Origin of the sequence: Streptomyces sp. C36, from assembly GCF_040932295.1 — a bacterium.
GTDB lineage: Bacteria > Actinomycetota > Actinomycetes > Streptomycetales > Streptomycetaceae > Streptomyces > Streptomyces triculaminicus.
This window is the reverse complement of the sequence record NZ_JBFQGI010000002.1, coordinates 467,487-490,179: the sequence shown is the minus strand read 5'-3', so window position 1 is coordinate 490,179 and position 22,693 is coordinate 467,487. Positions and strand designations below refer to the sequence as shown.

25 protein-coding genes, 1 tRNA gene and 2 pseudogenes are annotated in these 22,693 nt (G+C 72.2%); 17 read left to right on the top strand and 11 right to left on the bottom strand.

Annotation, left to right across the window (positions count from 1 at the left end; genetic code table 11):
- The first annotated feature begins 194 nt into the window (after positions 1 to 194).
- The 5 genes from AB4K12_RS07810 (at position 195) to AB4K12_RS07790 (ending at position 3,408) form a co-directional block, all read left to right on the top strand.
- Positions 195 to 992 (top strand): GvpL/GvpF family gas vesicle protein, encoded by a 798-nt coding sequence (locus AB4K12_RS07810; protein WP_368433500.1) that lies wholly within the window; start codon positions 195 to 197, stop codon positions 990 to 992.
- Positions 989 to 1,276: a gas vesicle protein gene (locus AB4K12_RS07805; RefSeq protein ID WP_368433499.1), complete on the top strand. Its 288-nt coding sequence runs from the start codon at positions 989 to 991 to the stop codon at positions 1,274 to 1,276. Before AB4K12_RS07810 ends, AB4K12_RS07805 begins: the two co-directional genes overlap by 4 nt.
- Positions 1,260 to 1,676, top strand: coding sequence for a gas vesicle protein K (locus AB4K12_RS07800; protein ID WP_368433498.1), 417 nt, complete (start codon positions 1,260 to 1,262; stop codon positions 1,674 to 1,676). The genes AB4K12_RS07805 and AB4K12_RS07800 overlap by 17 nt, the downstream gene beginning before the upstream one ends.
- A gap of 293 nt (positions 1,677 to 1,969) precedes the next feature.
- The gene (locus AB4K12_RS07795; RefSeq protein WP_368433497.1) at positions 1,970 to 2,563 is read left to right on the top strand and encodes a TetR/AcrR family transcriptional regulator; all 594 of its coding nucleotides are present in this window, start codon (positions 1,970 to 1,972) and stop codon (positions 2,561 to 2,563) included.
- Positions 2,560 to 3,408: an alpha/beta fold hydrolase gene (locus tag AB4K12_RS07790; protein ID WP_368433496.1), complete on the top strand. Its 849-nt coding sequence runs from the start codon at positions 2,560 to 2,562 to the stop codon at positions 3,406 to 3,408. Before AB4K12_RS07795 ends, AB4K12_RS07790 begins: the two co-directional genes overlap by 4 nt.
- Before the next feature lie 139 nt (positions 3,409 to 3,547).
- Here the strand turns inward: AB4K12_RS07790 and AB4K12_RS07785 are convergent, their stop codons facing one another.
- The 3 genes and pseudogenes from AB4K12_RS07785 to AB4K12_RS07775 form a co-directional block, all read right to left on the bottom strand.
- Positions 3,548 to 3,856: a putative quinol monooxygenase gene (locus tag AB4K12_RS07785; RefSeq protein ID WP_368433842.1), complete on the bottom strand. Its 309-nt coding sequence runs from the start codon at positions 3,854 to 3,856 to the stop codon at positions 3,548 to 3,550.
- Positions 3,857 to 3,967: 111 nt separating this feature from the next.
- Positions 3,968 to 4,213 (bottom strand): annotated as a pseudogene (locus tag AB4K12_RS07780) (winged helix-turn-helix domain-containing protein); the annotation flags it as partial.
- Between the two features lie 62 nt (positions 4,214 to 4,275).
- Entirely contained in the window at positions 4,276 to 5,034 is a 759-nt protein-coding gene (locus AB4K12_RS07775) for a GntR family transcriptional regulator (protein ID WP_368433495.1), read from the bottom strand.
- Between the two features lie 395 nt (positions 5,035 to 5,429).
- Here AB4K12_RS07775 and AB4K12_RS07770 point away from each other — a divergent pair, with 395 nt between their 5' ends.
- The gene (locus AB4K12_RS07770) at positions 5,430 to 5,864 is read left to right on the top strand and encodes a DUF6255 family natural product biosynthesis protein (protein WP_368433494.1); all 435 of its coding nucleotides are present in this window, start codon (positions 5,430 to 5,432) and stop codon (positions 5,862 to 5,864) included.
- 84 nt (positions 5,865 to 5,948) lie between these two features.
- Here the strand turns inward: AB4K12_RS07770 and AB4K12_RS07765 are convergent.
- Positions 5,949 to 6,322: pseudogene (locus AB4K12_RS07765) on the bottom strand (GNAT family N-acetyltransferase); the annotation flags it as partial.
- Positions 6,323 to 6,489: 167 nt separating this feature from the next.
- Between AB4K12_RS07765 and AB4K12_RS07760 the strand changes: the two are divergent.
- The 4 genes from AB4K12_RS07760 to AB4K12_RS07745 all read left to right on the top strand — a co-directional run bounded on the left by AB4K12_RS07760 (position 6,490) and on the right by AB4K12_RS07745 (position 11,583).
- Entirely contained in the window at positions 6,490 to 7,146 is a 657-nt protein-coding gene (locus AB4K12_RS07760) for a hypothetical protein (protein WP_368433493.1), read from the top strand.
- 236 nt (positions 7,147 to 7,382) lie between these two features.
- A complete protein-coding gene (locus tag AB4K12_RS07755; protein WP_368433841.1) occupies positions 7,383 to 9,230 on the top strand; it encodes a glycoside hydrolase family 15 protein in 1,848 nt (615 codons plus the stop codon).
- Positions 9,231 to 9,323: 93 nt separating this feature from the next.
- Positions 9,324 to 10,685 carry an MFS transporter gene (locus AB4K12_RS07750; RefSeq protein WP_368433840.1) on the top strand — a complete coding sequence of 454 codons (1,362 nt, stop codon included), beginning with the start codon at positions 9,324 to 9,326 and terminating at the stop codon, positions 10,683 to 10,685.
- Between the two features lie 136 nt (positions 10,686 to 10,821).
- The gene (locus tag AB4K12_RS07745) at positions 10,822 to 11,583 is read left to right on the top strand and encodes a hypothetical protein (protein ID WP_368433492.1); all 762 of its coding nucleotides are present in this window, start codon (positions 10,822 to 10,824) and stop codon (positions 11,581 to 11,583) included.
- On the opposite strand, the gene AB4K12_RS07740 is transcribed toward AB4K12_RS07745, so the two are convergent.
- Positions 11,566 to 12,549: a LysR family transcriptional regulator gene (locus tag AB4K12_RS07740; RefSeq protein WP_368433491.1), complete on the bottom strand. Its 984-nt coding sequence runs from the start codon at positions 12,547 to 12,549 to the stop codon at positions 11,566 to 11,568. The genes AB4K12_RS07745 and AB4K12_RS07740 overlap by 18 nt on opposite strands.
- A gap of 241 nt (positions 12,550 to 12,790) precedes the next feature.
- On the opposite strand from AB4K12_RS07740, the gene snpA reads away from it, so the two are divergent.
- On the top strand, positions 12,791 to 13,453 hold the full coding sequence (gene snpA / locus AB4K12_RS07735) for a snapalysin (RefSeq protein ID WP_368433490.1): 663 nt from the start codon (positions 12,791 to 12,793) through the stop codon (positions 13,451 to 13,453).
- A 136-nt stretch (positions 13,454 to 13,589) separates the two neighbouring features.
- Here the strand turns inward: snpA and AB4K12_RS07730 are convergent, their stop codons facing one another.
- The 3 genes from AB4K12_RS07730 to AB4K12_RS07720 form a co-directional block, all read right to left on the bottom strand.
- Positions 13,590 to 14,240 (bottom strand): DedA family protein, encoded by a 651-nt coding sequence (locus AB4K12_RS07730; protein WP_086572204.1) that lies wholly within the window; start codon positions 14,238 to 14,240, stop codon positions 13,590 to 13,592.
- A gap of 190 nt (positions 14,241 to 14,430) precedes the next feature.
- Positions 14,431 to 14,922 carry a DoxX family protein gene (locus tag AB4K12_RS07725; RefSeq protein ID WP_368433489.1) on the bottom strand — a complete coding sequence of 164 codons (492 nt, stop codon included), beginning with the start codon at positions 14,920 to 14,922 and terminating at the stop codon, positions 14,431 to 14,433.
- A 186-nt stretch (positions 14,923 to 15,108) separates the two neighbouring features.
- On the bottom strand, positions 15,109 to 15,777 hold the full coding sequence (locus tag AB4K12_RS07720; protein WP_368433488.1) for an HNH endonuclease family protein: 669 nt from the start codon (positions 15,775 to 15,777) through the stop codon (positions 15,109 to 15,111).
- Between the two features lie 404 nt (positions 15,778 to 16,181).
- On the opposite strand from AB4K12_RS07720, the gene AB4K12_RS07715 reads away from it, so the two are divergent.
- The 4 genes from AB4K12_RS07715 to AB4K12_RS07700 all read left to right on the top strand — a co-directional run bounded on the left by AB4K12_RS07715 (position 16,182) and on the right by AB4K12_RS07700 (position 18,483).
- Positions 16,182 to 16,904 (top strand): ABC transporter permease, encoded by a 723-nt coding sequence (locus AB4K12_RS07715; RefSeq protein ID WP_368433839.1) that lies wholly within the window; start codon positions 16,182 to 16,184, stop codon positions 16,902 to 16,904.
- 209 nt (positions 16,905 to 17,113) lie between these two features.
- Entirely contained in the window at positions 17,114 to 17,695 is a 582-nt protein-coding gene (locus tag AB4K12_RS07710) for a TMEM165/GDT1 family protein (protein WP_086568896.1), read from the top strand.
- A 47-nt stretch (positions 17,696 to 17,742) separates the two neighbouring features.
- Entirely contained in the window at positions 17,743 to 18,129 is a 387-nt protein-coding gene (locus AB4K12_RS07705) for a VOC family protein (RefSeq protein WP_368433487.1), read from the top strand.
- Positions 18,130 to 18,276: 147 nt separating this feature from the next.
- Entirely contained in the window at positions 18,277 to 18,483 is a 207-nt protein-coding gene (locus AB4K12_RS07700) for a hypothetical protein (protein WP_368433486.1), read from the top strand.
- A gap of 133 nt (positions 18,484 to 18,616) precedes the next feature.
- On the opposite strand, the gene AB4K12_RS07695 is transcribed toward AB4K12_RS07700, so the two are convergent.
- Positions 18,617 to 18,691, bottom strand: a tRNA-Val gene (locus tag AB4K12_RS07695).
- A gap of 190 nt (positions 18,692 to 18,881) precedes the next feature.
- On the opposite strand from AB4K12_RS07695, the gene AB4K12_RS07690 reads away from it, so the two are divergent.
- Positions 18,882 to 19,658: a DUF4097 domain-containing protein gene (locus AB4K12_RS07690; RefSeq protein WP_368433485.1), complete on the top strand. Its 777-nt coding sequence runs from the start codon at positions 18,882 to 18,884 to the stop codon at positions 19,656 to 19,658.
- Positions 19,659 to 19,692: 34 nt separating this feature from the next.
- A complete protein-coding gene (locus AB4K12_RS07685) occupies positions 19,693 to 21,096 on the top strand; it encodes a hypothetical protein (protein WP_368433484.1) in 1,404 nt (467 codons plus the stop codon).
- Between the two features lie 33 nt (positions 21,097 to 21,129).
- Here the strand turns inward: AB4K12_RS07685 and AB4K12_RS07680 are convergent, their stop codons facing one another.
- Together AB4K12_RS07680 and AB4K12_RS07675 are read right to left on the bottom strand one after the other, a co-directional pair.
- The gene (locus tag AB4K12_RS07680) at positions 21,130 to 21,795 is read right to left on the bottom strand and encodes an O-methyltransferase (RefSeq protein WP_368433483.1); all 666 of its coding nucleotides are present in this window, start codon (positions 21,793 to 21,795) and stop codon (positions 21,130 to 21,132) included.
- A gap of 70 nt (positions 21,796 to 21,865) precedes the next feature.
- Entirely contained in the window at positions 21,866 to 22,618 is a 753-nt protein-coding gene (locus AB4K12_RS07675) for an HAD family hydrolase (RefSeq protein WP_368433838.1), read from the bottom strand.
- Positions 22,619 to 22,693: the final 75 nt, after the last annotated feature.

Below are 22,693 nucleotides of genomic sequence, written 5' to 3'. Positions count from 1 at the left end.
AGCGCCCCGCCGAGCGCTCTCGCGGGACGGAGCGCCCGCGGACGGCGGAGCGTGCCCGAGGCGCCGAACCGGCCCGCGGCAGGCGACGACCCCGGGGCGACGAGGACCGCTGACAGCGGCGGTCATGGTCGAAAGGGGCGGGAGAGCGGGAGGTAGGCGAAAGGTAGGCGAAAAGGAGGCGAAAGGGAGGAGCGATGGCCGGCGATCTCAGCTACGCGTACGCCGTGGTGCCCTTCTCGCCGTCCCTGGAGCGCACCGCGCTGGCGGGGGTCCGGGGCATGGCGGGCAGCCCCGTCGCGCTGGTCCGCTCCGACGACGTGGCGGCGGCCGTGAGCCCCGTCCCCGAGGCCGACTTCTCGCAGTCCGCACTCAAGGCGCACCTGGAGGACCTCGACTGGCTGGAGCGGTCGGCCCGTGCGCACCACCTGGTCGTCGAGTCCCTCGCCGCCCACACCACCGTCCTGCCGCTGCGGCTCGCCACGGTCTACGTCGACGACTCGCGCGTGGTGCGCATGCTGCAGGAGGGGCAGCCGGTGTTCGCCGACTCGCTCGCCCGGCTCGCCGGGCACGCCGAGTGGGGCGTGAAGGTCTACGTGGACGCGGCCGCCGCACCGGCCCCGCCGGCCGCCGCACCGCACGACGCGCCCGATGCGGGCCGCGCCTACCTGCGGCAACGCCGCCATCAGCACCAGGCGCGCCGGGACGCCTGGCGGGCGGCGGAGGAAGTGGTCCGCCGGATCGACGCCGAGGCCCGCGACCTGGCCGCCGGCCACGCCCGCCACCGGCCGCAGCAGGGCCGCCTGGCGGGCGCGGCCCCCGGCGAGAACGTCGCCAACGACGCCTACCTCGTCCCCCACGACCTCGCCGAGGAGTTCCGTCGCCGCGTCCACCATGCCGTCGCGGACGCCCCCGGCATCCGCGTGGACGTCACCGGCCCATGGGCCCCCTACTCGTTCGCCGACCCCGCCGCCCTGCCGGGAGCACCACCGTGACGACCCCTTACGCGGCCCGCGCGCCCGACGAGGGCCGCCCCCTGGCCGAGCGGCAGGTGGCCTTGATCGACCTCCTCGACCGCCTGTTGAGCGGCGGCGTCGTCCTCACCGGCGACATCGTCCTGTCGATCGCCGACATCGACCTGGTGCGCGTATCGCTGCGCGCTGTCGTGGTGGCCATCCGCGAGCAGACCGAAGGCCGGTGGGAGATCCCGCCCCGCAACGCTCCGGTGCCGGGCGACGAACCGGCCGAGGGCGGTGACGACCGTGCCGAACCGTGGTGACCCGCCCCGGCCCGATCAACCGCCCCGGCCCGACCACCTGCGGGACGTCGCCCGGGCGGCGGCACGCGCCCTGTCGGTGGTCCCGGCCCACCCCGACGAGCTTCCGCCTCCCCTCGGCGCCCCCGGCCGCACCGCCGCCGAACGCCTGCACACCGATCCAGACACGGTCGAGCGGGACCTCGTCCGTCTCGTACTGACCATCGTCGAGCTGTTGCGCCAGCTCATGGAACGCCAGGCGCTCCACCGCGTCGACGAGGGAGACCTCACCGAGGAGCAGGAGGAACGGCTCGGCCTCACCCTGATGATCCTCCACGACCGCATGGCCGAACTCTGCGAGCGCTACGGGCTGACGATGGACGACCTCAACCTCGACCTCGGCCCCCTCGGCACGCTCCTGTGACCGGCGGACCTCTGTCACGATCCTCCGATGCCGCCACACGAAAGCGCCCCGGTCGTCCCCGCCCCCGCTTCCGCCCCCGCCCCCGACGACACCCGCGACGAGGTCCTCATGGTCCTGACCCCGCTGTGACGCCACCATTCCGCCCTCGGCGGCCCCCGGCCCTGGATCGAGAACCCTTCACCGCCCTGCTGTGATCTGCCGCGGCGAAGCCCGAGTCCCGCCGGGACGCGTTTCCCGATTGCGATCCTAGGATTCTTAGGTTAAAACTAATATTCCTAGGAAACGGGGTGTGTATGGCACGGGCCGGGCTGACGGCGGAGCGGGTGACGATCGCGGGCGCCGAGCTGGCGGACGAGGTCGGGTTCGATCGGCTGACCATGTCTCAGGTGGCGCGGCGGCTGGGCGTGAAGGACGCGAGTCTCTACGCGCACGTTCGCGGCCTTGAGGATCTGCGTGGGCGGATTGCACTGTTGGCGGCGGACGAGAAGACGATCCGTATCGCGGAGGCGACGGCCGGGCGGGCGGGTAAGGACGCGCTGGTCGCGTTCGCGGACGCCTGGCGTGACTACGCCCGCCGGCACCCGGGCCGTTATACGGCGACGCAGATCCGGATCGAGATCGATCCCGAGCTGGCTGCGAACGCGCCGGGTCCGCGGCGTGCGGTCGAGCTGACGTACGGCATGCTGCGCGGCTACGGACTGGCCGAACCGGATCTGACCGACGCGGTCCGCTTGCTGCGCAGCACCTTCCACGGGTTCGTTGCTCTGGAGGCGGCAGGCGGCTTCGCGCACAGGCGCCCGTCGCAGGACTCCTGGGTCCGCGCGCTCGACGCCCTGCACACCCTTCTGGAGCACTGGCCCTCGTCCGAAGAAGGAGACCGAGCATGACCGAGCCGACCGTCGGGACGTTGCGCGTGAACGGCGCGACCCTGCACTACGAGGTGCGCGGCCAGGGCCCGCTCCTGCTTCTGATCCCAGGAGGAACGGGTGGCGCGGCCTCCCTGGCCACGGTGGCCGCCGACCTGGCCGACGCGTACACGGTGGCGACCTACGATCCACGAGGGATGTCCCGGAGCGTGCTGGACGATCCCGAGGCCGAACAGAGGGTGGAGGAGCACGCCGAGGACGCGTTCCGGCTGCTGGACGTGCTGTCACCCGATGAGCCCGTCCGGGTGTTCGGCGCCAGTTCGGGGGCGATCGCCGCCCTGCACCTGCTCGTCGCCCACCCGGAACGCGTGGAACGTGTCGTCGTGCACGAACCGCCGGTGGTGGAGGTTCTCCCGGACGCCGCCGCGCACCGCGCACTCCTCGCGCGCGTGCAGGACACGTTCCGCGGCCAGGGGCTGATGCCGGCGATGGCCGTGTTCGCCGCAGGCATGCAGAAGGACGGTGACACCACCGAGCCCGAAGCCGAGGTCGAGGTCGAGGTCGAGCTCCCGCCGCAGGCAGCGGCACGGGCCGAGCAGACCATGGGCGACCTGCCGTACTTCATCGGACGCATCGTGCCGAGCTTCATGTCCTACGCCCCCGACATCCACCGCCTCAAGGCCCTGTCGGACCGGCTCGTGCTCGCCTGCGGGCAGGACTCGCGCGACGAGCTCCCCTACCGTCCGGCCGCCTTCCTGGCCGAGCGTCTCGGCACGGAACTTCTGCACTTCCCCGGCGGGCACATCGGCCTGACCACGCACCCCACCGAGTTCGGCGAACTCCTTCGAAAGGCATTCCACGCCTAGAGACACGAACCGAGTGGCCTGGGCCGGGGCCGGATCTGGTGGACCAGGTGCGCAGGCTCGGCCTGTCGTATGAAGTGCGCTGGGAAGAAAACACCGCCCCCTCAGCGGGGGCAACCCGCGCCAGGGAGCACTGGTCCCGTCACACCTTCCCGTCGACGCGCTCCAGGAAGGTCACCTCGGTGTGGGACACGAACTTCTCGCGCTCCGCGAGGAAGTGCCGCGTGTGCGGCTGCCGCTCGTGGGCGTCGAAGGCGGCCCGGCTCTCGTACAGCTCGTAGAAGACCCGCAGGCCCGGTTCGCCCGGCACCCGGTGACTGACGTACGCCACAGTGCCGGCCTCGTGCTGCCGGATGCCCTCCAGGGTCCGGGCCACCAACTCGTCGAAGCCGTCCGCGGCGGCCGCGTCTCGCAGGGTGAAACGCACGATGAGCCCGAATCCAGCGTTCATGGGCACTCCCCCCTCAGCTCGCGTGGCGCCAAGAGTGGCAGACGTCGGCGGGCGGAGAACGGTGTTTTCGGTAGCCGGGCACCTGTCCGGGTGGTCACTCTCCGGCTGCTCAGCCACGAAGGTGCCTTTCGCCGGCAAGGTCAACAGCAGGCCCCGGTCGCATAGTTCCCGGATCGCGCGGCGGGTCGTGCCGATCGCCACGCCGTACTCCTCTCCCAGGTCACGCTCGCCCGGCAGGCGGGCGCCCGGCCGCAAGTCGCCCGCTGCTATCCGTACGGCGATGTGGTCCGCCACTTGCATGTAGACATAGGCTGCCCGGGCCGGGTCGACGGGCGGGGCGCCCTGCGAATCTGCCATGCCGGTCAACATAGGGCACCGGGGCACCGGGAGCCGCCCATCGAGGTGGCCCCCCTGACGCGTCAGGCGTCGAACTCGTACTCCAGCACGTACGACGCGGAGTCCAGCGTCATATCGCTGATCTCAACAACCCTGCCGTCTTCGGCGAACGCGGTGCGGGTGATGTGGACGACGGGTGTGCCCAGGGAGAGGTCGAGCTGCTCGGCTTCTTCGACAGAAGGCATCCGGCAGCGGATCTCCTCGCGGAAGCGAACCGGCTTGTAGCCGAGTTCGGCGAGCCTCGCGTACGTCCCTCCCGGGCCGGTGTCCTCCCGCGTGATGGCAGACCCGGCCACCAGGTCGGCGGGCAGGTAGGAGGTGGAGAACAGCACCGGCTTGCCGTCCAGAACGAACCGTCGGCTTCTGACGCAGACAGGCGCGTTCGATGCGAGGCCCAGAGCATCGGCGACTCGTGAGGGCGCCGTTCGCTCAGCGACCTCTATGTTGTCGACGACCAGGACTCGGTCCTCGGTGTCGGTCGACCAGATCGACCGCCCGGCGCCCCAGTTTCCCTCGGCCAGCCTCTGGATGCCGCGCCGGTGAAGCGGACGGAAGGACCGCACGAATACACCGGCTCCCTTCCGGGCTTCGGTGATGCCTTCGCTCTGCAGCACGCCCAACGCCTGCCGCGCCGTCATACGAGCCACGCCGTAGGCAGCCATCAGCTCGTTCTCGCCGGGCAGTCGGTCACCAGGGCCGTACTCGCCTGCCCGAATCGCATTCCGCAGCTCGGCGGCGATCCTCTGGTACTTGGGCTGGCGGCCAGTGTCCTGGTTGGCCATCGGGTGATCACCTCTCTTCTCTGGACAGCGTACGGGCGCCCTGTCGCTGACGCGGAGCGGGGGCGTTGCAAACCAGGGGCCCATTCCCCAAAGTCCGTTGACATCTCTAGAGACGTATTGCTTGAGACATCTCTAGAGATGTAAGAGTGCGCTCCGACAACCGCCCTCTGCTGTTCGGGAGTCCAGATGGCTGCTACCGATCCGTCGCAACCACGGGAAGCATCCTTGTCAGGCAGGCGCCCTGCCACAGAAAACGCCGCAAGCCCCGCTTCGCAGCCCTGCACGGGCTGCGCGGAAATCAAGGCGAGCCACTACGCGTCCGTACGGCAAGGAAATAGGCAGAGGGCCGAGGCGGCAGCCGTGGCCATGGGCCGCCATCTGCGGGCGGCCCACTCGTGACTCTCTTGCAGGCAGCGCTCGGCGCCCTGTTCCCGTTTGTGGTGCTGCACCTCTTTGGCTGCGCGTTGAGCACACGGCCGACCCTGTCCGCACCTGCGCACCTGTACACACCACCAAGAGCCGCTCGGTTCGCCCTCTCCTCCTCGGGGGCGCCGCAGGGCTGCACACCTCTGGCACGGTCCGAAGTCCCTGCGCCCGGCCGCAAGGCAGCGCTGGCCTGCACACACCCCGACGCGGACTGGACGACCTCCGGCGGCATGCAGACCTGCACCCGCTGCGGCACCCGACGCGTCGTCGACTACCGGGCCCTCGCCCTGGCGCTCGAACTGCCTGAGCGCGGGCCCTCCGGCCACCCCGACGGGCCGACCGTCGCCGGTTCCGGCACGGGGGCCATGAGGCGAATCGGGGAGGCGCACGCGACAAACCCCTGACCAAGACGTGAAGCCCGCGAGGGTCTCGGCGAGGACGGGGGTGCGGAGGCAGCCTCTCCCGCCGCCCCCGCACCCCCGTTCACGTCACTTCACGAAGCAAAACCGGACCACTTCGCCTTCGCTGGCCGACTCGTTCCACCGCTCGAAGCCCGCCTTCTCCAGCACGCGGATGAACGGCGGATTGGACGGTTCCACGGTAGCGAACACCGTCCGCACGTCCGCCGAGGTAAGGGCGAACTCCGCCAGTACGCGGGCCGCTTCGGGCACGTACCCGCGGCCGCGTCGTGACGGCACGATGCCGTGGCCGATCTCGAGGGTTCCATCGGCGGGGGCCAGAACAGGCCCGTCGAGCCGACCGCCAGGCCGCTGCCACGCTCGATGATCAGGCGATGGCCGTAGGTGTCCAGCCAGGTGGGGAAGCCCTCGAAGAGCCCGGCGACGACGCCGTCGCCTTCGGCAACGCACTTCGCGCCCCCTGGCGCGCCCGCGTACGCGCCGCCGCGCTTCCGTACGGCGCATCCTGGCGCTTGCCGCCCCCTCCGCGCCCCGGTGGAATGCGCGGTGGAACACGACGACCGAAGACGCTCCACACCGACCACCGCGACGCGAGAGGTGTGAGAACCGCGTGATTCACATGACCGAGACCCTGGCCATCCACACCATCGAGGGTTTCCTCACCCCCGACGAGACGTCCCAGGTCGTCAAGGTGCTCGACGAGCACCTTGACGCGACCGGCTGGGTGCCCGCGCGGCCCAGTGACGGCATGGTTCCGCCGGACGCCGTTCAGGAGATCCTGGCGGGAGCCGTCGAGCGGGCGCTGCCGGCGATCCGGCGGGTGTTCCCGTCCGTCGCCGGCGTCACGCCATGGGACTACCACGATCTCGGGCCCGGGGACGGGATACCACCGCACCTGCACGGCGTGGACGACCCGCACAGGCGTCCCCGGCGGGTCGCCCGCGTGGCGTTCCACCTCCAGGAGGCGGAGTGCGGTGGCGAGTTCTTCGTGGACACCGCCTCCTCCGAGGCGCTGTGGACCGATCGCACGGCGGAGCCGGGCAGCGGCTTCGTGCCCGGCACCCGCTTCGCCCGCGAGATCTCGCATCATGCCGGGCCCGAGGCCCTCGCCGCGCTGCGCGCCGTCCCCCGCACCCGCTGGACCAGCTCGCCGCCCGCCGGTACCGCCGTCGTCTACGGAGCCCAGCTCGTGCACGGCGTCGAGCCGGTCGTCACGGGCCGGCTGCGCAAGCTGATCACCAACCTGCTGGACGCCTCACCCCGCTGACCCCGACCGCTGCCGGCGCTCGAGCCGCAGGGCGGGGACGTCTGTGCCGCCGTGCTGGACCAGGAGAAAGCACCAGGCCTTCGCTCTGTCGTTCCATTTCTCCCGCTCCGGGATGCGGTGACCTGGAGATGGAGGTGACCATGGAGGAGCGGCTGTTCACCAAAGGCCGGTCGCTGGGTCCGCCATGTCCGGCGATGCTCGGCGTCCCGGCAGCGGTCTCCTGGCGGGAGGGGTCCATGAACGACTACCCCCTGATCGCGGATCACGGCCTGGTGGGCGACTTGCAGACCGCGGCGCTGGTGACGTCCGACGGGACGGTGGACTGGTGGTGCACGCCGCGGTTCGACTCGCCGAGCCTGTTCGCGTCGCTGCTCGACAGCGACCGGGGCGGCCACTGCCGCCTCGCCGCCGACCTCGGGGATCAGGCCACGGTGCGGCAGCTGTATCTGCCGGACACGCCCATCCTCATCACCCGGTTCATGGCCCCGGAGGGCGTCGGAGAAGTCATCGACTTCATGGAGCCCATCGCTTCGCATGCTCCCGCCCCCCGGCACCGGCTGGTCCGGGTCGCCCGGGTCGTCCGCGGCAGCCTGCCCTTCGAGTTGCTGTGCCGGCCCCGCTTCGACTACGGCCGGGCCGCGCACACGCTCAGCCGCCTCGACGACGGCAGCGTCGTCTTCCACGGCCCCGGCACCGATCTGCACGTCCAGGCGACCGCACCGGTCCCGCTCCACCCCGACGGCTCGGACGTCTCCGCCCGTTTCACGCTGCGCGCCGGCGAGAGCGCCGCGGTGGTCCTCACCAGCGAAACGGGCGAGCCTGGCGCGCTCAGCGGGCGCCCGGGCGGGCCGCCGCCGGCCATCGAGGAGGTGACGGCGGCGTTCGACGCCTGCCGTGACTTCTGGCTCGGCTGGTTGCGGTCATGCCGCTACAAGGGCCGCTGGCACGAGATGGTCGTCCGGTCCGCGATCACCCTCAAACTGCTCACCTACGCCCCGACGGGTGCCCCGATCGCGGCGGCCACCATGGGCCTGCCCGAGCAGATCGGCGGCGAGCGCAACTGGGACTACCGCTACACCTGGGTGCGCGACGCGTCGCTGTCGGTGCGCGCGCTGATCGACCTGGGCTTCACCGCCGAGGCGGAGGCGTTCCGCCGGTGGATGCGTGAGCGGCTGGAGGCCGGCGGCACCGCCTCCGGGGAGCCGCTGCAGATCATGTACCGGGTGGACGGCGAGCCGCACCTGACCGAGGAGGTCCTCGAGCACCTGGAGGGCTACCGGCGTTCCGCCCCCGTCCGGGCCGGCAACGCGGCGGCCGACCAGATCCAGCTCGACATCTACGGTGAGGTCGCGTACGCCATCGCCCAGAGCGACGACATCGGCGGCATCCGCGGCTGGCGGGTGTTCGCCGGGCTCATCGACTGGCTGTGCGATCACTGGGACCGCCCGGACGAGGGCATCTGGGAGACCCGTGGCGGCCGCCAGAACTTCACCTACAGCCGACTGATGACCTGGGTCGCCTTCGACCGGGCGATCCGCCTGGCCACCGCCCACGCCCGGCCCACCGACCTCTCCCGTTGGCGTGGAGCCCGCGACGCCGTCTTCCGGCAGATCACCGAGCGTGGCTGGAGCGACGAGCGCGGCGCCTTCGTCCAGCACTACGACACCGACGTCCTCGACGCCTCACTGCTGCTGATGCCCCGCGTCGGGTTCCTGTCGCCCACCGACCCGGACTGGCTCAGCACCCTGGACGCCATGACCGACGAGCTCGTCAGCGACAGCCTGGTCTACCGCTACGACCCAGCGGCTTCACCCGACGGCCTGCGCGGTTCCGAGGGCACCTTCAGCCTGTGCAGCTTTCTGTACGTCGAGGCTCTCGCCCGCTCCGGCCGCGTGCACCAGGCCCGCTACGCGTTCGACAAGATGCTCACCTACGCCAACCACATCGGCCTGTTCGCCGAGGAGATCGGCCCGTCCGGAGAGCAGCTCGGCAATTTTCCGCAGGCGTTCACCCATCTCGCGCTCGTCGCCGCGGCCCTCGCACTCGACGAGGAACTCGACCGCGCCGAGCGGCCGGGCGCCTGATCCGCCCGCCGCGAAGAGAGGCCGGAGCCAGTGACCGAAGATCCTTCCGTCGAACCGCACGCCGCCCCCGCCCGGTCGGGTGCCGGCTCGCGGATGCTGGCACCGCTCGCGCTGGCGCAGTTCATCTGCAGCTTCGCCGGCTCGAACATGAACGTGATGATCAACGACATCAGCCACGACCTGGACACCACCGTGCAGGGCGTACAGGTCGCGATCACCGTGTTCCTGCTGGTCATGGCCGCCCTCATGATCCCCGGAGGCAAGGCGACCGACCGTTTCGGCCGCAAACGCTGCTTCCTCACGGGCCTGACCGTCTACGGCATCGGCGCCGTCCTCAGCGCCGCCGCGCCCGGACTCGGCGTGCTGATCCTCGGCAACTCCATCCTCGAAGGCGTCGGCACGGCCCTGCTCATCCCCCCGGTCTACATCCTCACCACGCTGCTGTTCACCGACCTGACCTCCCGCGCCCGCGCGTTCGGAGTCATCATGGCCGCCGGCGGCGTCGGAGCGGCCGCGGGCCCACTGATCGGCGGGCTGATCACCTCCGCGATCAGCTGGCGCGCCGCGTTCGTCTTCCAAGCCCTGGTCATCGTGCTGATCATCGCTCTGAGCCGGACGATCGCCGACCCGCTGCCACCCGACCCCGACCGGCATTTCGACGTCCGCGGCGCCGTCCTGTCCGCCGGCGGACTGGTCCTGATCGTCATGGGCATCCTCGCCGCCGACAACAACCTGTGGCTCATGCTCGGCCTGCTCGCCGCCGGCGTCGTCGTCCTGGCCTGGTTCCTGCACTGGATCCGCCGGGAAGAGCGCGCCGCGGCGGAACCGCTGCTGTCCACCGGCCTCTTCCGCAACCGCGCCTCCAACCTCGGCCTGGTCACCCAGAACGCCCAGTGGCTGCTGCTCATGGGCACCTCGTTCACCGTCGCCACGTACCTGCAGGTCGTACGCGGCTATGACGCCATCCAGACCGGCGTCATCTTCACCGCCGCCACCCTCGGGCTGCTCGCCTCCTCGCTCGCCGCGGAACGCCTCGCCGAACGCCTCCCTCAGCGGACCCTGATCATCGCCGGGTTCGCCCTCGCCGTCGCCGGCACCGGCGTCCTGATCGGCCTGGTCGCCGGCTCCCCGAGCGCCTGGGCGTTCGCTCCCGGTCTGTTGCTGATCGGCCTGGGCCTGGGCGTCATGCTCACCCCGTCCGTGAACGTGGTCCAGTCCGCCTTCCCCGAGGACCAGCAGGGCGAGATCTCCGGCCTGTCCCGGAGCGTCTCCAACCTCGGCTCCACCTTCGGCACCGCCATCGCCGGCACCATCCTCGTCGCCAACCTCACCAAGCACGCCTACGCCGCCGCCATGGCCACCCTCGCCCTCGCCGCCCTCGCCGGCCTCGCCACCGCCACACGACTCCCCCGCACCACCCCGGCCGCGAACGCCCCGGCCAGCGACCCGAACTGACCGCGAACGTGAACCCCGGCCCGAGGCGAGTGCCGGAGAGCGCCCTTCCTCCTCAGAGGCCTCTCAGGGGCGTCTCGGGGTGCCCTCAGGGCGTTCCCCGAGGTCGGCGCGGTGCCCCCAGGGACATGATCACTACATGACGAGCGACAACGGGACACGGGCGACGACACCGCAGACCGGGGCGACGGCGACGGCACCCGTCAACGCGGCGACGACAGGCCCCGACGCGGCGACGACCTGGCAGCGGTCGGCCTTCGCCGCCGCCCCGGTCTGCATGACCGCGTACGGACTCACCCGCCTGATCGACGACCGGCACGGCCCCGGCCCCGACTGGTCGCTGGGGCACCTCGCCCTGCTGGCCGGGGTGCTGCTGTTCGTGCCGGTGTTTCTGGGACTGCGCCGGGCGGCGGCGCCCGGGCGGGGGCGTGTCCGCCGGTGGTTCGCGGACGCCGGGGCGGGGATCGGCCTGCTGGGCGTCGTGGCCGTGACGGGGCAGGTGCTGATCGATCTGGTCGTCGGGTACTGCTCCGTGGACCGGGTGACGATGAACGAGCTCTTCGAGCGCGTCCAGAGCCAGGCGGGCGTGAAGCCCGCCTTCTATACGGTGGGGCCGCTGCTCTTCTACGTCGGTCTGGTGCTGCTCATGACCCAGCTGGCGGCGCTGCGTGCCATAGCCGCCTGGCGTCCGGTCGTCGTGGTGGCGGGCATCGTGCTCGCGGCGGGAGATCTGGATCTGCTGCCGGTGGCCGGCGTGCTGTTCCTGCTGGCCCTCGCGCCCCTCGGCGAACTCCCCGGCGTCGTCCGCCCCACACCCCTCATACCGGGCATGGGCGTGGGCCCGGGCCCGGGCCCGGAAGTTCCGACGGCGATCCCGGCGGGCTCAGTGGCCCCCCACTGACGGCAGCAGCGGGCTGCCCATACGTTCCAGCCAGGACCCGTACGCGGCGCTGGCCTCGGCCACGTCCACGTACGCGGCGGTCAAGTCGGCGAAGAGCGCGTCCAGTTCGCGCAGGGGTAAGGAGCCACGCCGGGAAGCCAGGGAGAGCTGGGTGGTGAGGGGGTCGCCGGACAGGGGGCGGATCACCGTCCCGGGCACGGGGTCGGTGGTGGGCGCCGCCGGGCGCACGGCCTCGCCGCAAGCGACGAGCTCGGCAGCGGTGGTGTTGTCGCGGACGTGGATGAGGCGGGGGTCGAGGCCCGCCGCCATGAACGCGCGGCGCAGGGCCGTGGCCTCGTCGTCCGCCGTGGGGTCGACGATCCAGGGGTCACCGGCCAGGTCGGCGAGCGGGATCACGGGGCGGGCCGCCGCGGCGTGGGTGGCGGACAGGGAGACGAAGCGCGGCTCGGCGGCGATGAGGACGCGGCGCTCGACGCCCTCGGGGACGTTCAGGGGGAAGCCGGCCGTCTCGTGGACGAAGGCCACGTCGAGCTGGTTGGTCGCCAGGAGCTGGAGAAGGGTGTTGGAGGACACCTCTATGTGGATGGTGGTGTCCGTGTCCGGAAGGCGCCGGTGGATGCGGCGCAGCCAGCCGGTGACGGCGCGGCTGCCGATGCTGCCGATGCGCAGCCGCAGGCCGCCGACGCCGACGGCCGCGTCCCGGGCGGCCGCCACCAGCGCCGCCATCTCGGCGATGATCGGCCGGGCGCGGGAGAGGACGGAGTGGCCGAGGGGGGTGGGGTGGCTGCCGTGCTGGCTCCGGGTGAAGAGGAGCCCGCCGACGGTGCTCTCGATGCGCCGGAGCTGAGTGGTTAGTGAGGGCTGGGTCATGCCCAGCTGCACCGCGGCCTTCCGCACGCTGCCGGTGTCTGCGATGGCGCAAAGTGCACGGAGGTGCCTGACCTCAAGCTCCACGCGAGCGAGCATATCCGCGCCCCGTACGCCACACCAGACACATGCCGGACGAGAACGGGCAGTTGGACGGCCGACTGGACAGCAGGTGGCGCAGGATAGGCGATTGGATGGCGCTATGGCCAACTGGCATCATCCGCACCATTGATAACTCGTCAGAGACTCATGGGGAACAAGAGTTCACCCGGTGAGCCCCGGCCGCGTGCTCCCACCGCACCCGGCCGAAGAGGCTCTCGGCACGAATGGAGTCCCCCACATGAATCGCTCCGCGATGGTGCTGTCGGCCGCCCTCGGCCTCGGGCTGGCAGCCACGATGACCGTCGTGCCCGCTTCCGCCACGACGGCGGACGGGAACGCGGCACCGCAGTACACCCAGTCCTCGTACGTCGGCTCCAAGTCCGAAGAGGCCAACAACAAGGCCTTCTTCGACGCCGTCATGAAGTCCGCGAAGGCCAAGCAGGCCGCGTCGCCGGGCCTCCGCGCCGTCACCGTCACCTACGACGCCAGCCAGGCGCCGAGCTTCGCGACGGAGATAGCGAGAAGCGCGCAGATATGGAACAGCTCGGTCCGTAACATCCAGCTGCGCGCCGGCTCGAACGCCGACTTCCGGTACTACGAGGGCAACGACTCCCGCGGCTCGTACGCCAGCACCGACGGCCACGGCCGCGGCTACATCCTCCTCGACTACCGGCAGAACGAGCAGTACGACTCCACCCGCGTCACCGCGCACGAGACCGGTCACGTCCTGGGTCTTCCGGACCACTACTCCGGCCCGTGCAGCGAGCTGATGTCCGGCGGCGGCCCCGGCCCGTCCTGCACCAACCCCAACCCGAACTCGGCCGAGAAGAGCCGCGTCAACCAGCTCTGGGCCAACGGCCTGAAGGCCTTCGACAAGGCGCCCTTCACCAAGGTCCACTAACCCCTCCGGCGCGGGCCGGCCCGGTCGCACACCACCACACGGCACCGAGCAGCACCGCACCGCACACAAAATGGCCCGGTTCCTTTCGGAACCGGGCCATCTCGCGTGGATCACGCGACGCTCGTGCTCAACACGTCTAGCAGGCCTGGGCCTGCGCCTCCGCCTCCGGCTCCGTCGGCCGGCGCATGAGGAACCCCGCCCCCGCGCCCGCCGCGAAGAGCGCGAAGACCGAGACCGCCGTGCTCAGCCACGAGGCACCCAGCCACTGGCCGCCGAAGTAGCCGAGGCTCACGCTGTAGGCGGCCCAGGTCAGGCCGGCCAGCGCGGACCACGGCAGGAACTCCGCCACCCGGCGGTGCATCACGCCCGCGCCGAGGCTGACCACCGAGCGCCCGGCGGGCGCGAAGCGGGCCAGGACGACGAGCGGGCCGCCGCCGCGCAGCAGGGCCGTACCGAGCCTGGCCTGGGCGGCGGTCAGCCGCCGGGAGCGGGCGATGGCGCGGTCGAAGCGGTCGCCGCCGCGCCAGGCGAGCCGGTAGGCGACCATGTCGCCCAGCACGGAGGCGGTGGCGGCGCACATCACGAGCGCGAACATGTCGGCGAAGCCGGCGTGACCCTGGGTGGCCTCACCCACCGCACCCGCGGCCGAGCCGGCGGCCGCGGTGGCGGCGGTGATCACGAGGACGCCGCTCGGCAGCACCGGCAGGAAGACGTCGAGGAGTACGGACACCCCGACGATCACGTATATCCATGGGGTCTCGGCCAACGCCCCCAACAACTCCAGCACGTCCTGATCTCCCGGTACGGTCCCCCGCCGCGACGTCGCAGGGGAGCGGCAGGGGCGGCCTTGACAACCGTACAGCGTACGCCTGGGGCTGCTGGGGGATGAGCGCAGGGTCCGTGATGTTGTTCGAATCACGTCCCGCCGCGGGCGCCGGCCCCGCGCGCCGAGGACGTCAGCCCTGCTGCCGCGGGCGTCAGCCCTGCTTGCCGCGGGCGAAGACGCGGTCCAGCGCCAGCGCGCCGGGGCCGGTGAAGACCAGCAGCAGGAAGGCCCAGGCGAACATCGCGGAGGCCTCGCCGCCGTTCTGCATCGGGAAGAGGCCGCCGGCCTGGTGCACGTCGAAGTAGGCGTAGGCCATCGAGCCGGAGGCGATGAAGGCCGCGCTGCGGGTGCCGACGCCCAGCAGGACCAGCGCGCCGCCGACCAGCTGGATCACGGCCGCGTACCAGCCGGGCCAGGTGCCGGCCGCGATGGTGCCGCCGTTGGAGCCGGCCGCGCCGCCGAGCACGCCGAAGAGCGAGGCCGCGCCGTGGCAGGCGAAGAGCAGGCCGACGACGATCCGGAAGATCGACAGGACGTAGGGCCGGGCCGCGTCGAGGCGCTCGACGAGCGGGGAGGCGGGGGCGGCCGGGGCGGTGCGCTCGCCGGACGGGGAGGGCGCGGCCGCGGTGGTGGTGGGGGGCATGGGTCGGCTCCTCGTATCGGGGACAGGAACAAGGACGACCCTAAGTTAGGCACACCTTACGAATACTTGCAAGTTCAAGTTTCTGGGTGCGGATGCCGCCACGCACCCTCCTGACCTCCGCATACGACCGCCGGGCCCCCTCCCGCGATGAAGCCTCGCAGGAGGGGACCCGGCGGTCGTGGTCGCTCAGCAGCCGTTGAGGATGCCCTCCAGGGCGGCCTTCTCGGCGGAGTCGACGGTCAGCTTGTAGTCGTACTTCACAGAGACCCACATGCGGGCGTACGTGCAGCGGTACGACTGCAGCGGCGGCAGCCACTGCGCCGGGTCCTTGTCGCCCTTGGCCTGGTTGACGCGGTCGGTGACCGCGATCAGCTGCGGGCGGGAGAGGTCGTTGGCGAAGGCCTGGCGCTGGGCGGTGGTCCAGGTGTTGGCGCCCGACCGCCACGCCTGCGCCAGGGGCACGACGTGGTCGATGTCGATGTCCTGGGCATCCTTCCAGGTGGCCCCGTCGTACGGGGAGAACCAGGCGCCGGACACGGCCGCACACTTCGCGTCCTGCTCGACGTTCTCGCCGTCGCGCTGCAGCACGACCTCGCGGGTGTTGCACTGGCCGTGCTGGGTGATCCAGTGCGGGAACTTCGACCGGCTGTAGCCGTCCATCGACCCCTCGGGCTTGACCGTCAGCTGGCCCAGCTCCGTACGCGCGGTGGCGGCGTCCGGCGGGGTGGGCGGGGCGGCGTGGGCGGCCGGGCCGTTGAGCACGAGCGTCCCGACGAGGGCGGCGAGGCCCGCGGCGACGGCCGTACGACGCGCGTAGACGCCGCGCGAGGCCGAAGGAGCGCGCAGTGCGGACATGAAGAACTCCCTTGAGGGTGGAGGGGGTAGAGCCGCGAAAGGTGCGGCCAGCATCACGGCGACGGGTGTACAGGGGGTGGTCGCCACGTGTCAGGATGACGACGCGGTCATGTCAAGGCAAGGGTTCCGCGACGTGAGATACCTCGGAGGGATCCATTCCGGTGAAACCGGAGTTATCCGTTCCTGATACAGCGCCAGACGGACGCCCCCGTACGGGCGTTCGCCCATGCCACCGATCGCCCGACCGCCACGCCACGGAGGCCGTCACGGACGCCGTCACGGAGGCCGTCACGGACGCCGAGCGCCTCGACCGGGGGCGGCCGGCCGGCCCGTAGGGTGGCCGCGTGCTCGCCGCCGACGTCCTGCTGCCCGCCGACGCCACCCTCGGGGCGGTCCTCGCCGTCATGTTCGCGGTCGCGGTGGCGGTGGCGGCCGTCGCCCGCCTCGCCGACGGCCGCGAGCGCGGCTACGCCCGCCAGATCGCGCTGGCCGGACTGCGCGCGGCGGTCCAGCTGGCCGCGGTGTCGGCGCTCATCGGCTGGGTGGTGGGGTCGGTGCCCGCGCTGCTGGGCTTCCTGCTGCTGATGTACGCCGTCGCCGTGCGCACGGCGGGACGCCGCGTCACACCCAATCGCACCTGGTGGTGGGCGGCGGCGCCGATCGCCGCGGGCGTCCTGCCGACGGTCCTCGCGCTGCTGCTGACCGGGCTCGTACCGCTCAGGGGCGTCGCCCTGATCCCCGTGACCGGCATCCTCATCGGCGGGGCGCTCACCGCGACCGTCCTGGGCGGCCGCCGCGCCCTCGACGAGCTGAACACGCGCCACGGCGAGGTGGAGGCGGGCCTGGCGCTGGGGTTCCCGCCCCGCGACGCCCGCCTGGAGATCGCCCGCCCGGCCGCCTCCGACGCGCTGCTGCCGGGGCTGGACCAGACCCGGACTGTGGGGCTGGTCACGCTGCCCGGGGCCTTCGTGGGGATGCTGCTGGGCGGCGCCACGCCCGTGCAGGCGGGCGTGGTGCAGCTGTTCGTGCTGGTCGCGCTGCTGATGGTGCAGGCGGTGGCGGTGGCGGTCGTGCTCGAGCTGGTCGCCCGCGGCCTGCTGTACCGCGGGGAGCGTCCCGTATCCTGAGGGGAGCAGAAGGGGAGTAGCTCTTCGCCGGACCGTCGACATACTGCTGAGTTCCGTCTCAGCCGGCGCCCGGAGGCCTCGGACACCGCGCCGGGGCCAGCGAGACCTTCGGCCGCAGTGTCCACGACGCTGCCGTGCCGAAGCGACCCCTGATTCACGCAGGTCACTGTTTCGGTGCGGTAGTCCCCACCGACAGAGGAATCCACCCCGTGTTCAGTCTCACCGTCGCCGCCCTGGTCTTCGGCGTCGTCTTCCTGGCCGAGCTGCCCGACAAGACGGCCCTGGCCGGCCTGATGCTCGGCACCCGCTACCGCGCCTCCTACGTCTTCGCCGGCGTCGCGGCGGCCTTCCTCGTCCACGTCTCCCTCGCCATCGCGGCCGGCAGCGTGCTGACCCTCCTGCCCCACCGGCTCGTCCAGGCCGTGGTCGGCGTGCTCTTCCTCGCGGGCGCGGCGATGCTGCTGCTGAAGAAGGACGACGACGAGGAGGAGCCGAGGAAGCCCGCCGACCAGTCCTTCTGGAAGGTCTCCGGCGCCGGCTTCATGCTGATCCTGGTCGCCGAGTTCGGCGACCTCACCCAGATCATGACCGCCAACCTCGCCGCCCGCTACGACGACCCCGTCTCCGTCGGCGTGGGCGCCGTGCTGGCCCTGTGGGCGGTGGCGGCCCTGGGCATCGTGGGCGGGAAGACGCTCATGCGGTACGTACCGCTGAAGCTGATCACGAAGGTGGCCGCGCTGGTGATGCTGGCGCTGGCCGGCTTCAGCCTGTACGAGGCCGTCGCGGGCTGACGAGGGCCACTGGGGCGCGGCCGGCGGCGATGCGGGATGATCCATACATGCCGCATCTCGCCCTGGTGACCCTCGTCGTGCGCGACTACGACGAGGCCATCGCCTTCTACGTGGACGCCGTCGGCTTCGAGCTCAGGGAGGACATCCCCCTGGGCGACGGAAAGCGCTGGGTCGTGATCGCCCCGCCGGGATCGCGCGAGTCGGGCATGCTGCTGGCCCGCGCCGCGGACGCCGCGCAGGAGGCCCGCGTCGGCGACCAGACCGGCGGCCGGGTCGGGTTCTTCCTGTACACGGACGACTTCGCGCGCGACCACGGCCGGATGCGGACCGCAGGTGTCCACTTCATTGAGCAGCCCCGCCACGAGCCCTACGGCACCGTCGCCGTCTTCCAGGACCTCTACGGCAACCGCTGGGACCTCCTCGAGCCGCGCTGACTCCCCCGCCCCGCCGGGCAACTGGCGCACTGTCAGGAACATATGATGGTCAACCGACTGGGCCTCCCGACCGGGAACACCGGACGGAGCCGGCCCAGCGGTGCGAGAGCAGACGGGCCGGCGACAGCCGGAGCAGGGAGGGTGCACATGGAACAGCGCGAGTCGACGGGCGGCCGTTCCCTACTGGCCGCGATCGCGGCCCTGGCCGGACTGGTGACGGCGACCGGCGCGGTCGTCCTCCACGACCGCACGGGCCCCCGGGCCGTACTCATCGCCCTGTCGGTGATCCTCTTCGCCGTCACCGGCGGCCTCTGGCAGCTTCACCGCAGACGCACGGCCCCGGCCCGCTCGTAAGCGATGCCGGCGCCGGCCCGCCCCACGGGCACGGAAGGCCCCTTCACCACACCGGCGAAGGGGCCTTCCGCATCCGCCCACCGGCCGTGAACGCCGAAGGCCCCCAGTCATGATCGACTGGGGGCCTTCGTACTGGTGGGCACAGACGGATTTGAACCGCCGACATCCGCTTTGTAAGAGCGGCGCTCTACCGCTGAGCTATGCGCCCCGGCACGACAGCACAGCCTACATGGCCCTCCCCAGGTCCCGGCAAACCAGGAAGGCCCTGACCACCCGGTACGGGGGTTAACCCCACCCCACAAGCGGTAGCAGGTGGGATCCCGGAGGGCCCGTCGCCGCGCATAGGCTCGCCGCGCAGGCAGTCGCTGCCCGCGCCACCAGCCGAAACGGAGACCGTCATGCTTCCCCGCGCCCGCCGCGCCGCCCGCCTGTCAGCCCTCGCCGGCGGGGTCCTGGTCGCCGCCGTCGCCCTCACCGGATGCGGTTCGGCCGACGCCGACGAGGCGACCCCCGAGCACAAGGCGTTCGCCCTCGCCGGCCGTGAGCTGACCGTGGACACCGACAACTCCGCCATCGAGCTCGTACCGGCCTCCGGGAACGGCAAGGACGTGCGGGTAACCCGCTGGTTCGACGGCTGGGTGGTGGGTGGCGAGACCGGGGTGAGCTGGGAGATGGAGGGCGGCGACACCCTGAAGCTGCGGATGAAGTGCCGGGGCCTGAGTGTGGACTGCGAGGCCAAGCACAAGATCGAGGTGCCGCGCGGCGTCGCCGTGACCGTCAAGGGCGGCAACGGCGAGATCAAGGCCCGGGGCTTCGAGACGGCCCTCACGGTCCGTACGAGCAACGGCGCCGTGGACGTCCGCGACGCCAAGGGCGCGGTGGAGCTGAGGACTTCCAACGGGGCGATCACCGCCGAGGGCCTGCGGGGGTCGAAGGTGAAGGCCACCACCTCCAACGGCCAGGTCCGCATCGGGCTGGACCGGGTGCCCGACGAGGTGCGCACCACCGCGAGCAACGGCTCCACCCGCATCACCCTCCCCCGCGCCCCCTACAAGGTCGACGCCAAGGCCGGCAACGGCAGCGTGAACGTGGACGTCCCCCGTGACGACGCCAGCCGACACGAAGTGATCGCGCACAGCGTCAACGGCGCCATCGAGGTGCGCACCGCGGGCTGACCGGCCCGTGTGTCCGCCCCCGGTGGATGGGAGAATGGCACCCGGCCTGGGTGATCCATCGGGAGTGGGCAAGGTGACGGCGACGTTCGCACGTACGGTGACGGCTGCGGCCCGCGAGGCCCTCGCGCTCGTCCTGCTGCCCCTGCCCCTGCTCGCCGTCGCGGTGGCCGCCGCGCCCGCCGCCTTCCCCGGGGGCGGCACCCGCCGCTGGGGCTGGGGACGCGGTGAGAGCCAGCGTGCGGAGGCGCAGGCCGCCAAGGACGCGGCCGCGGCGGCGTTCTACGAGCTGGACACCGCCCAGCGCGACCTGCGGATCTCCATCGAGACGATCACGGCCGCCGACTCCTCGCCCGCCGCGCGCAAGGCGGCCGCCGACTTCGAGGCGCTCGGGCGGCGCATAGACGAGGTCTCCGCGACGTACATCGGCGCCGTCGACTCCCTCGATCTGGACCGCGACGGCCTCGAGGCCTCGGCGGCGCAGCGGGCCCGTACGGAGCTGACCCGGGCTCGGGAGGAGCTCCAAGAGGTCAAGGCCGAACTCGACCGGTTCGCGCAGAGCCTGGGCTCGCTGCTGACCCGGGCCGAGAACCAGCTGGCGCAGCTCGCGCCCGCCGTGGAGCGGGCCCGGCAGGGGCTGCTCGCGGCCAGTGAGGCGCTGGACGCGGCGCGGGCGGGCGGACTGCGCGCCGACGACCTGGCCGCCCGGCTCGCGGCGCTCGCCCCCGACCTGACCAAGCTCAACCAGGGCGCCGGGCAGCACGGCGTACGGGAGACCGTCCAGCGCGCCGAAAGAGTGCAGCGGGAGGCCGAGGCGATCCGCGGCGAGGCCGAACAGCTGCCCGAGCGCGCGGCGGAGATCGACAAGCGGCTCGTCTCGCTGCGCACCCGCGCCCAGGCGCTGGCCACCCGGGCCGCGGGCGTGGCCCCGGTCCTCAGCGAGCTGCGCCGCCGTTACAGCGCCGCCTGCTGGCAGGACCTGCAGCAGGTGCCGCAGGAGGCGGAGCGGGCCGTCGCCCGGGCGGAGGAGAAGCTGGGCGAGGCCCGCACGGCCCGCGGCGAGCAGCGCTGGGCGGACGCCACGGCCCTCCTGGCCACCGTGCGGGCGCTGCTCAACACCACCGACGAGGCCGTCTCGGCGGCCGGAGACCGGCTGCGGCGGCTGGACGAGGTGTCGTTCGACCACGAGAAGGAGGTCGAGCGCACCCGCTTCGCCCTCCGCGACGCCCAGCGCCTGGCGATGGCCGGGCGCAGCACGCCCGATCCCCGGCACGCCCGCCCGCTCGACGACTCGGTGGCCCGTCTGGAGCGGGCGGTCGGCGCCCTGGAGGGGCGTCATCCGGACTGGTGGCACTTCCTGACGGAGACCGAGGCGGTCCGGCGGGCCGTCGCGGACGTCGTGCGCGAGATCCGCGAGGAGCGCGGCGGCGCGGCGCGCTGAGAGCGCCGGCCACGCCGACCGCGCTGGGGGGGCTCAGCCGGTCCGGCGGGCCAGCGTCAGGCCGTCCGCGACGGTGAGCATGACCGCCTCCGTGCGCCGGTCCGCCGCCACGTGCGCGTTGAACGCCCTGATGTGGGCGCCCGGGCCGCCGGTGACGGCCGGGTCGACGACCTGGCCCATGAACAGGACGTTGTCCACGACGATCAGCCCGCCCGGCCGCAGCCGGGGCACGATCTCCTCCCAGTAGTCGATGTAGCCGTCCTTGTTGGCGTCGATGAAGGCCAGATCGATGTGCGGCTCGGCGGGCAGGGCGCGCAGCGAGTCCAGGGCGGGCGCGATGCGCAGGTCGATACGGTCGGCGACACCGGCCTCGGCCCACGCCGCGCGGGCGTGGGCCGTCCACTCCTCGGAGATGTCGAGGGTGATCAGCCGCCCGTCCTCGGGCAGCGCCTGGGCCATGGACAGCGCCGACAGGCCGGTGAAGGTGCCGACCTCCACGACGTTCCGGGCGCCGGTGAGGCGCACGAGGAAGGCCAGCAGCGGCGCCTGCTCCTCGGCCACCTGCTTGAGCGCGTCGCCGGGGAAAACGGTGTGGGTGGACTCGACCAGGGCGCGCCGCACCGGGTCGAGCGGGGGGTTGTGCGCGAGGACGTACGCGTACAGCTCGGGAGTGAGCGGGGCGCTCTTGGTCTCGGCCACGTGGTCTCCTGGGTATGTCAGCACCGGATGCGGCTACCGGTCGACGAGCCTACGGGCCACGGGCGCGGGTTTACGAGACCTCTGCCACGACCCCCGCCGCGCGGGCGAAGGCCCGTACGATCTCCTCCCCCGCCGCCACCCCGCGCGTCGTGAGCGCGGTGACATGCGGCGCGTTCCAGCCCACATCCGCCAGCTCGCCGTGGCCCGGGCGCCAGCCCCGGCCGGCGGCCAGGAGCAGGTCGGCGTCCAGCAGCGAGTCGCCGGCGGCCAGGACCTCGTCGGCGCCCGTGCGGCGCGCCACCTCGGCGACCGCCGCGCTCTTCGTCAGCGGACCCGGCACGGCGTAGATCTTGCGGCCCTGCAGCGACACCGTCCAGCCGCGCTCCGCGGCCCACTCCGTCAGCTCCGTCACCCATCCCTCCGGCAGCAGCGGCCGGTCGACGACGAGGTAGGAGAACAGGTCCGCCGCCGTGCTCGCCTTGAGCAGCCACCGGGGATCGGCGGTGTCCACCATGCGCGCGTGGACCTCGTCGAGGCCGGCGCACTCGGCGGCCAGCGTGCGCCGCACCCGCTCCCGCCAGTCGGCGTCGGGCTCGCCGCGCACGAGCAGCTCGCCGCCGTTGGCGCAGATGGCGAACTCGGGCGCGGGCCCGGGCAGCCGGATGCGTTCGTACTGCTCGCGGGTGCGGGTGGTGGTGGGAACGAACGTCACCGCGCCGGCCAGTTCGGCGAGCGCGGCGGCCGCGTCCTCCGTCATGTAGGAGAGCGGCTTCTGCTCGTAGGTCTCGACGCAGAGCAGGCGGGGCGCCTGGCCGTCCGGCATGGACAGGGCCAGCGCGGCGGTGGAGTAGATCAGGGTGCGGTCGAGGTCGCTGGCGACCAGGACACGGGAGGCCGT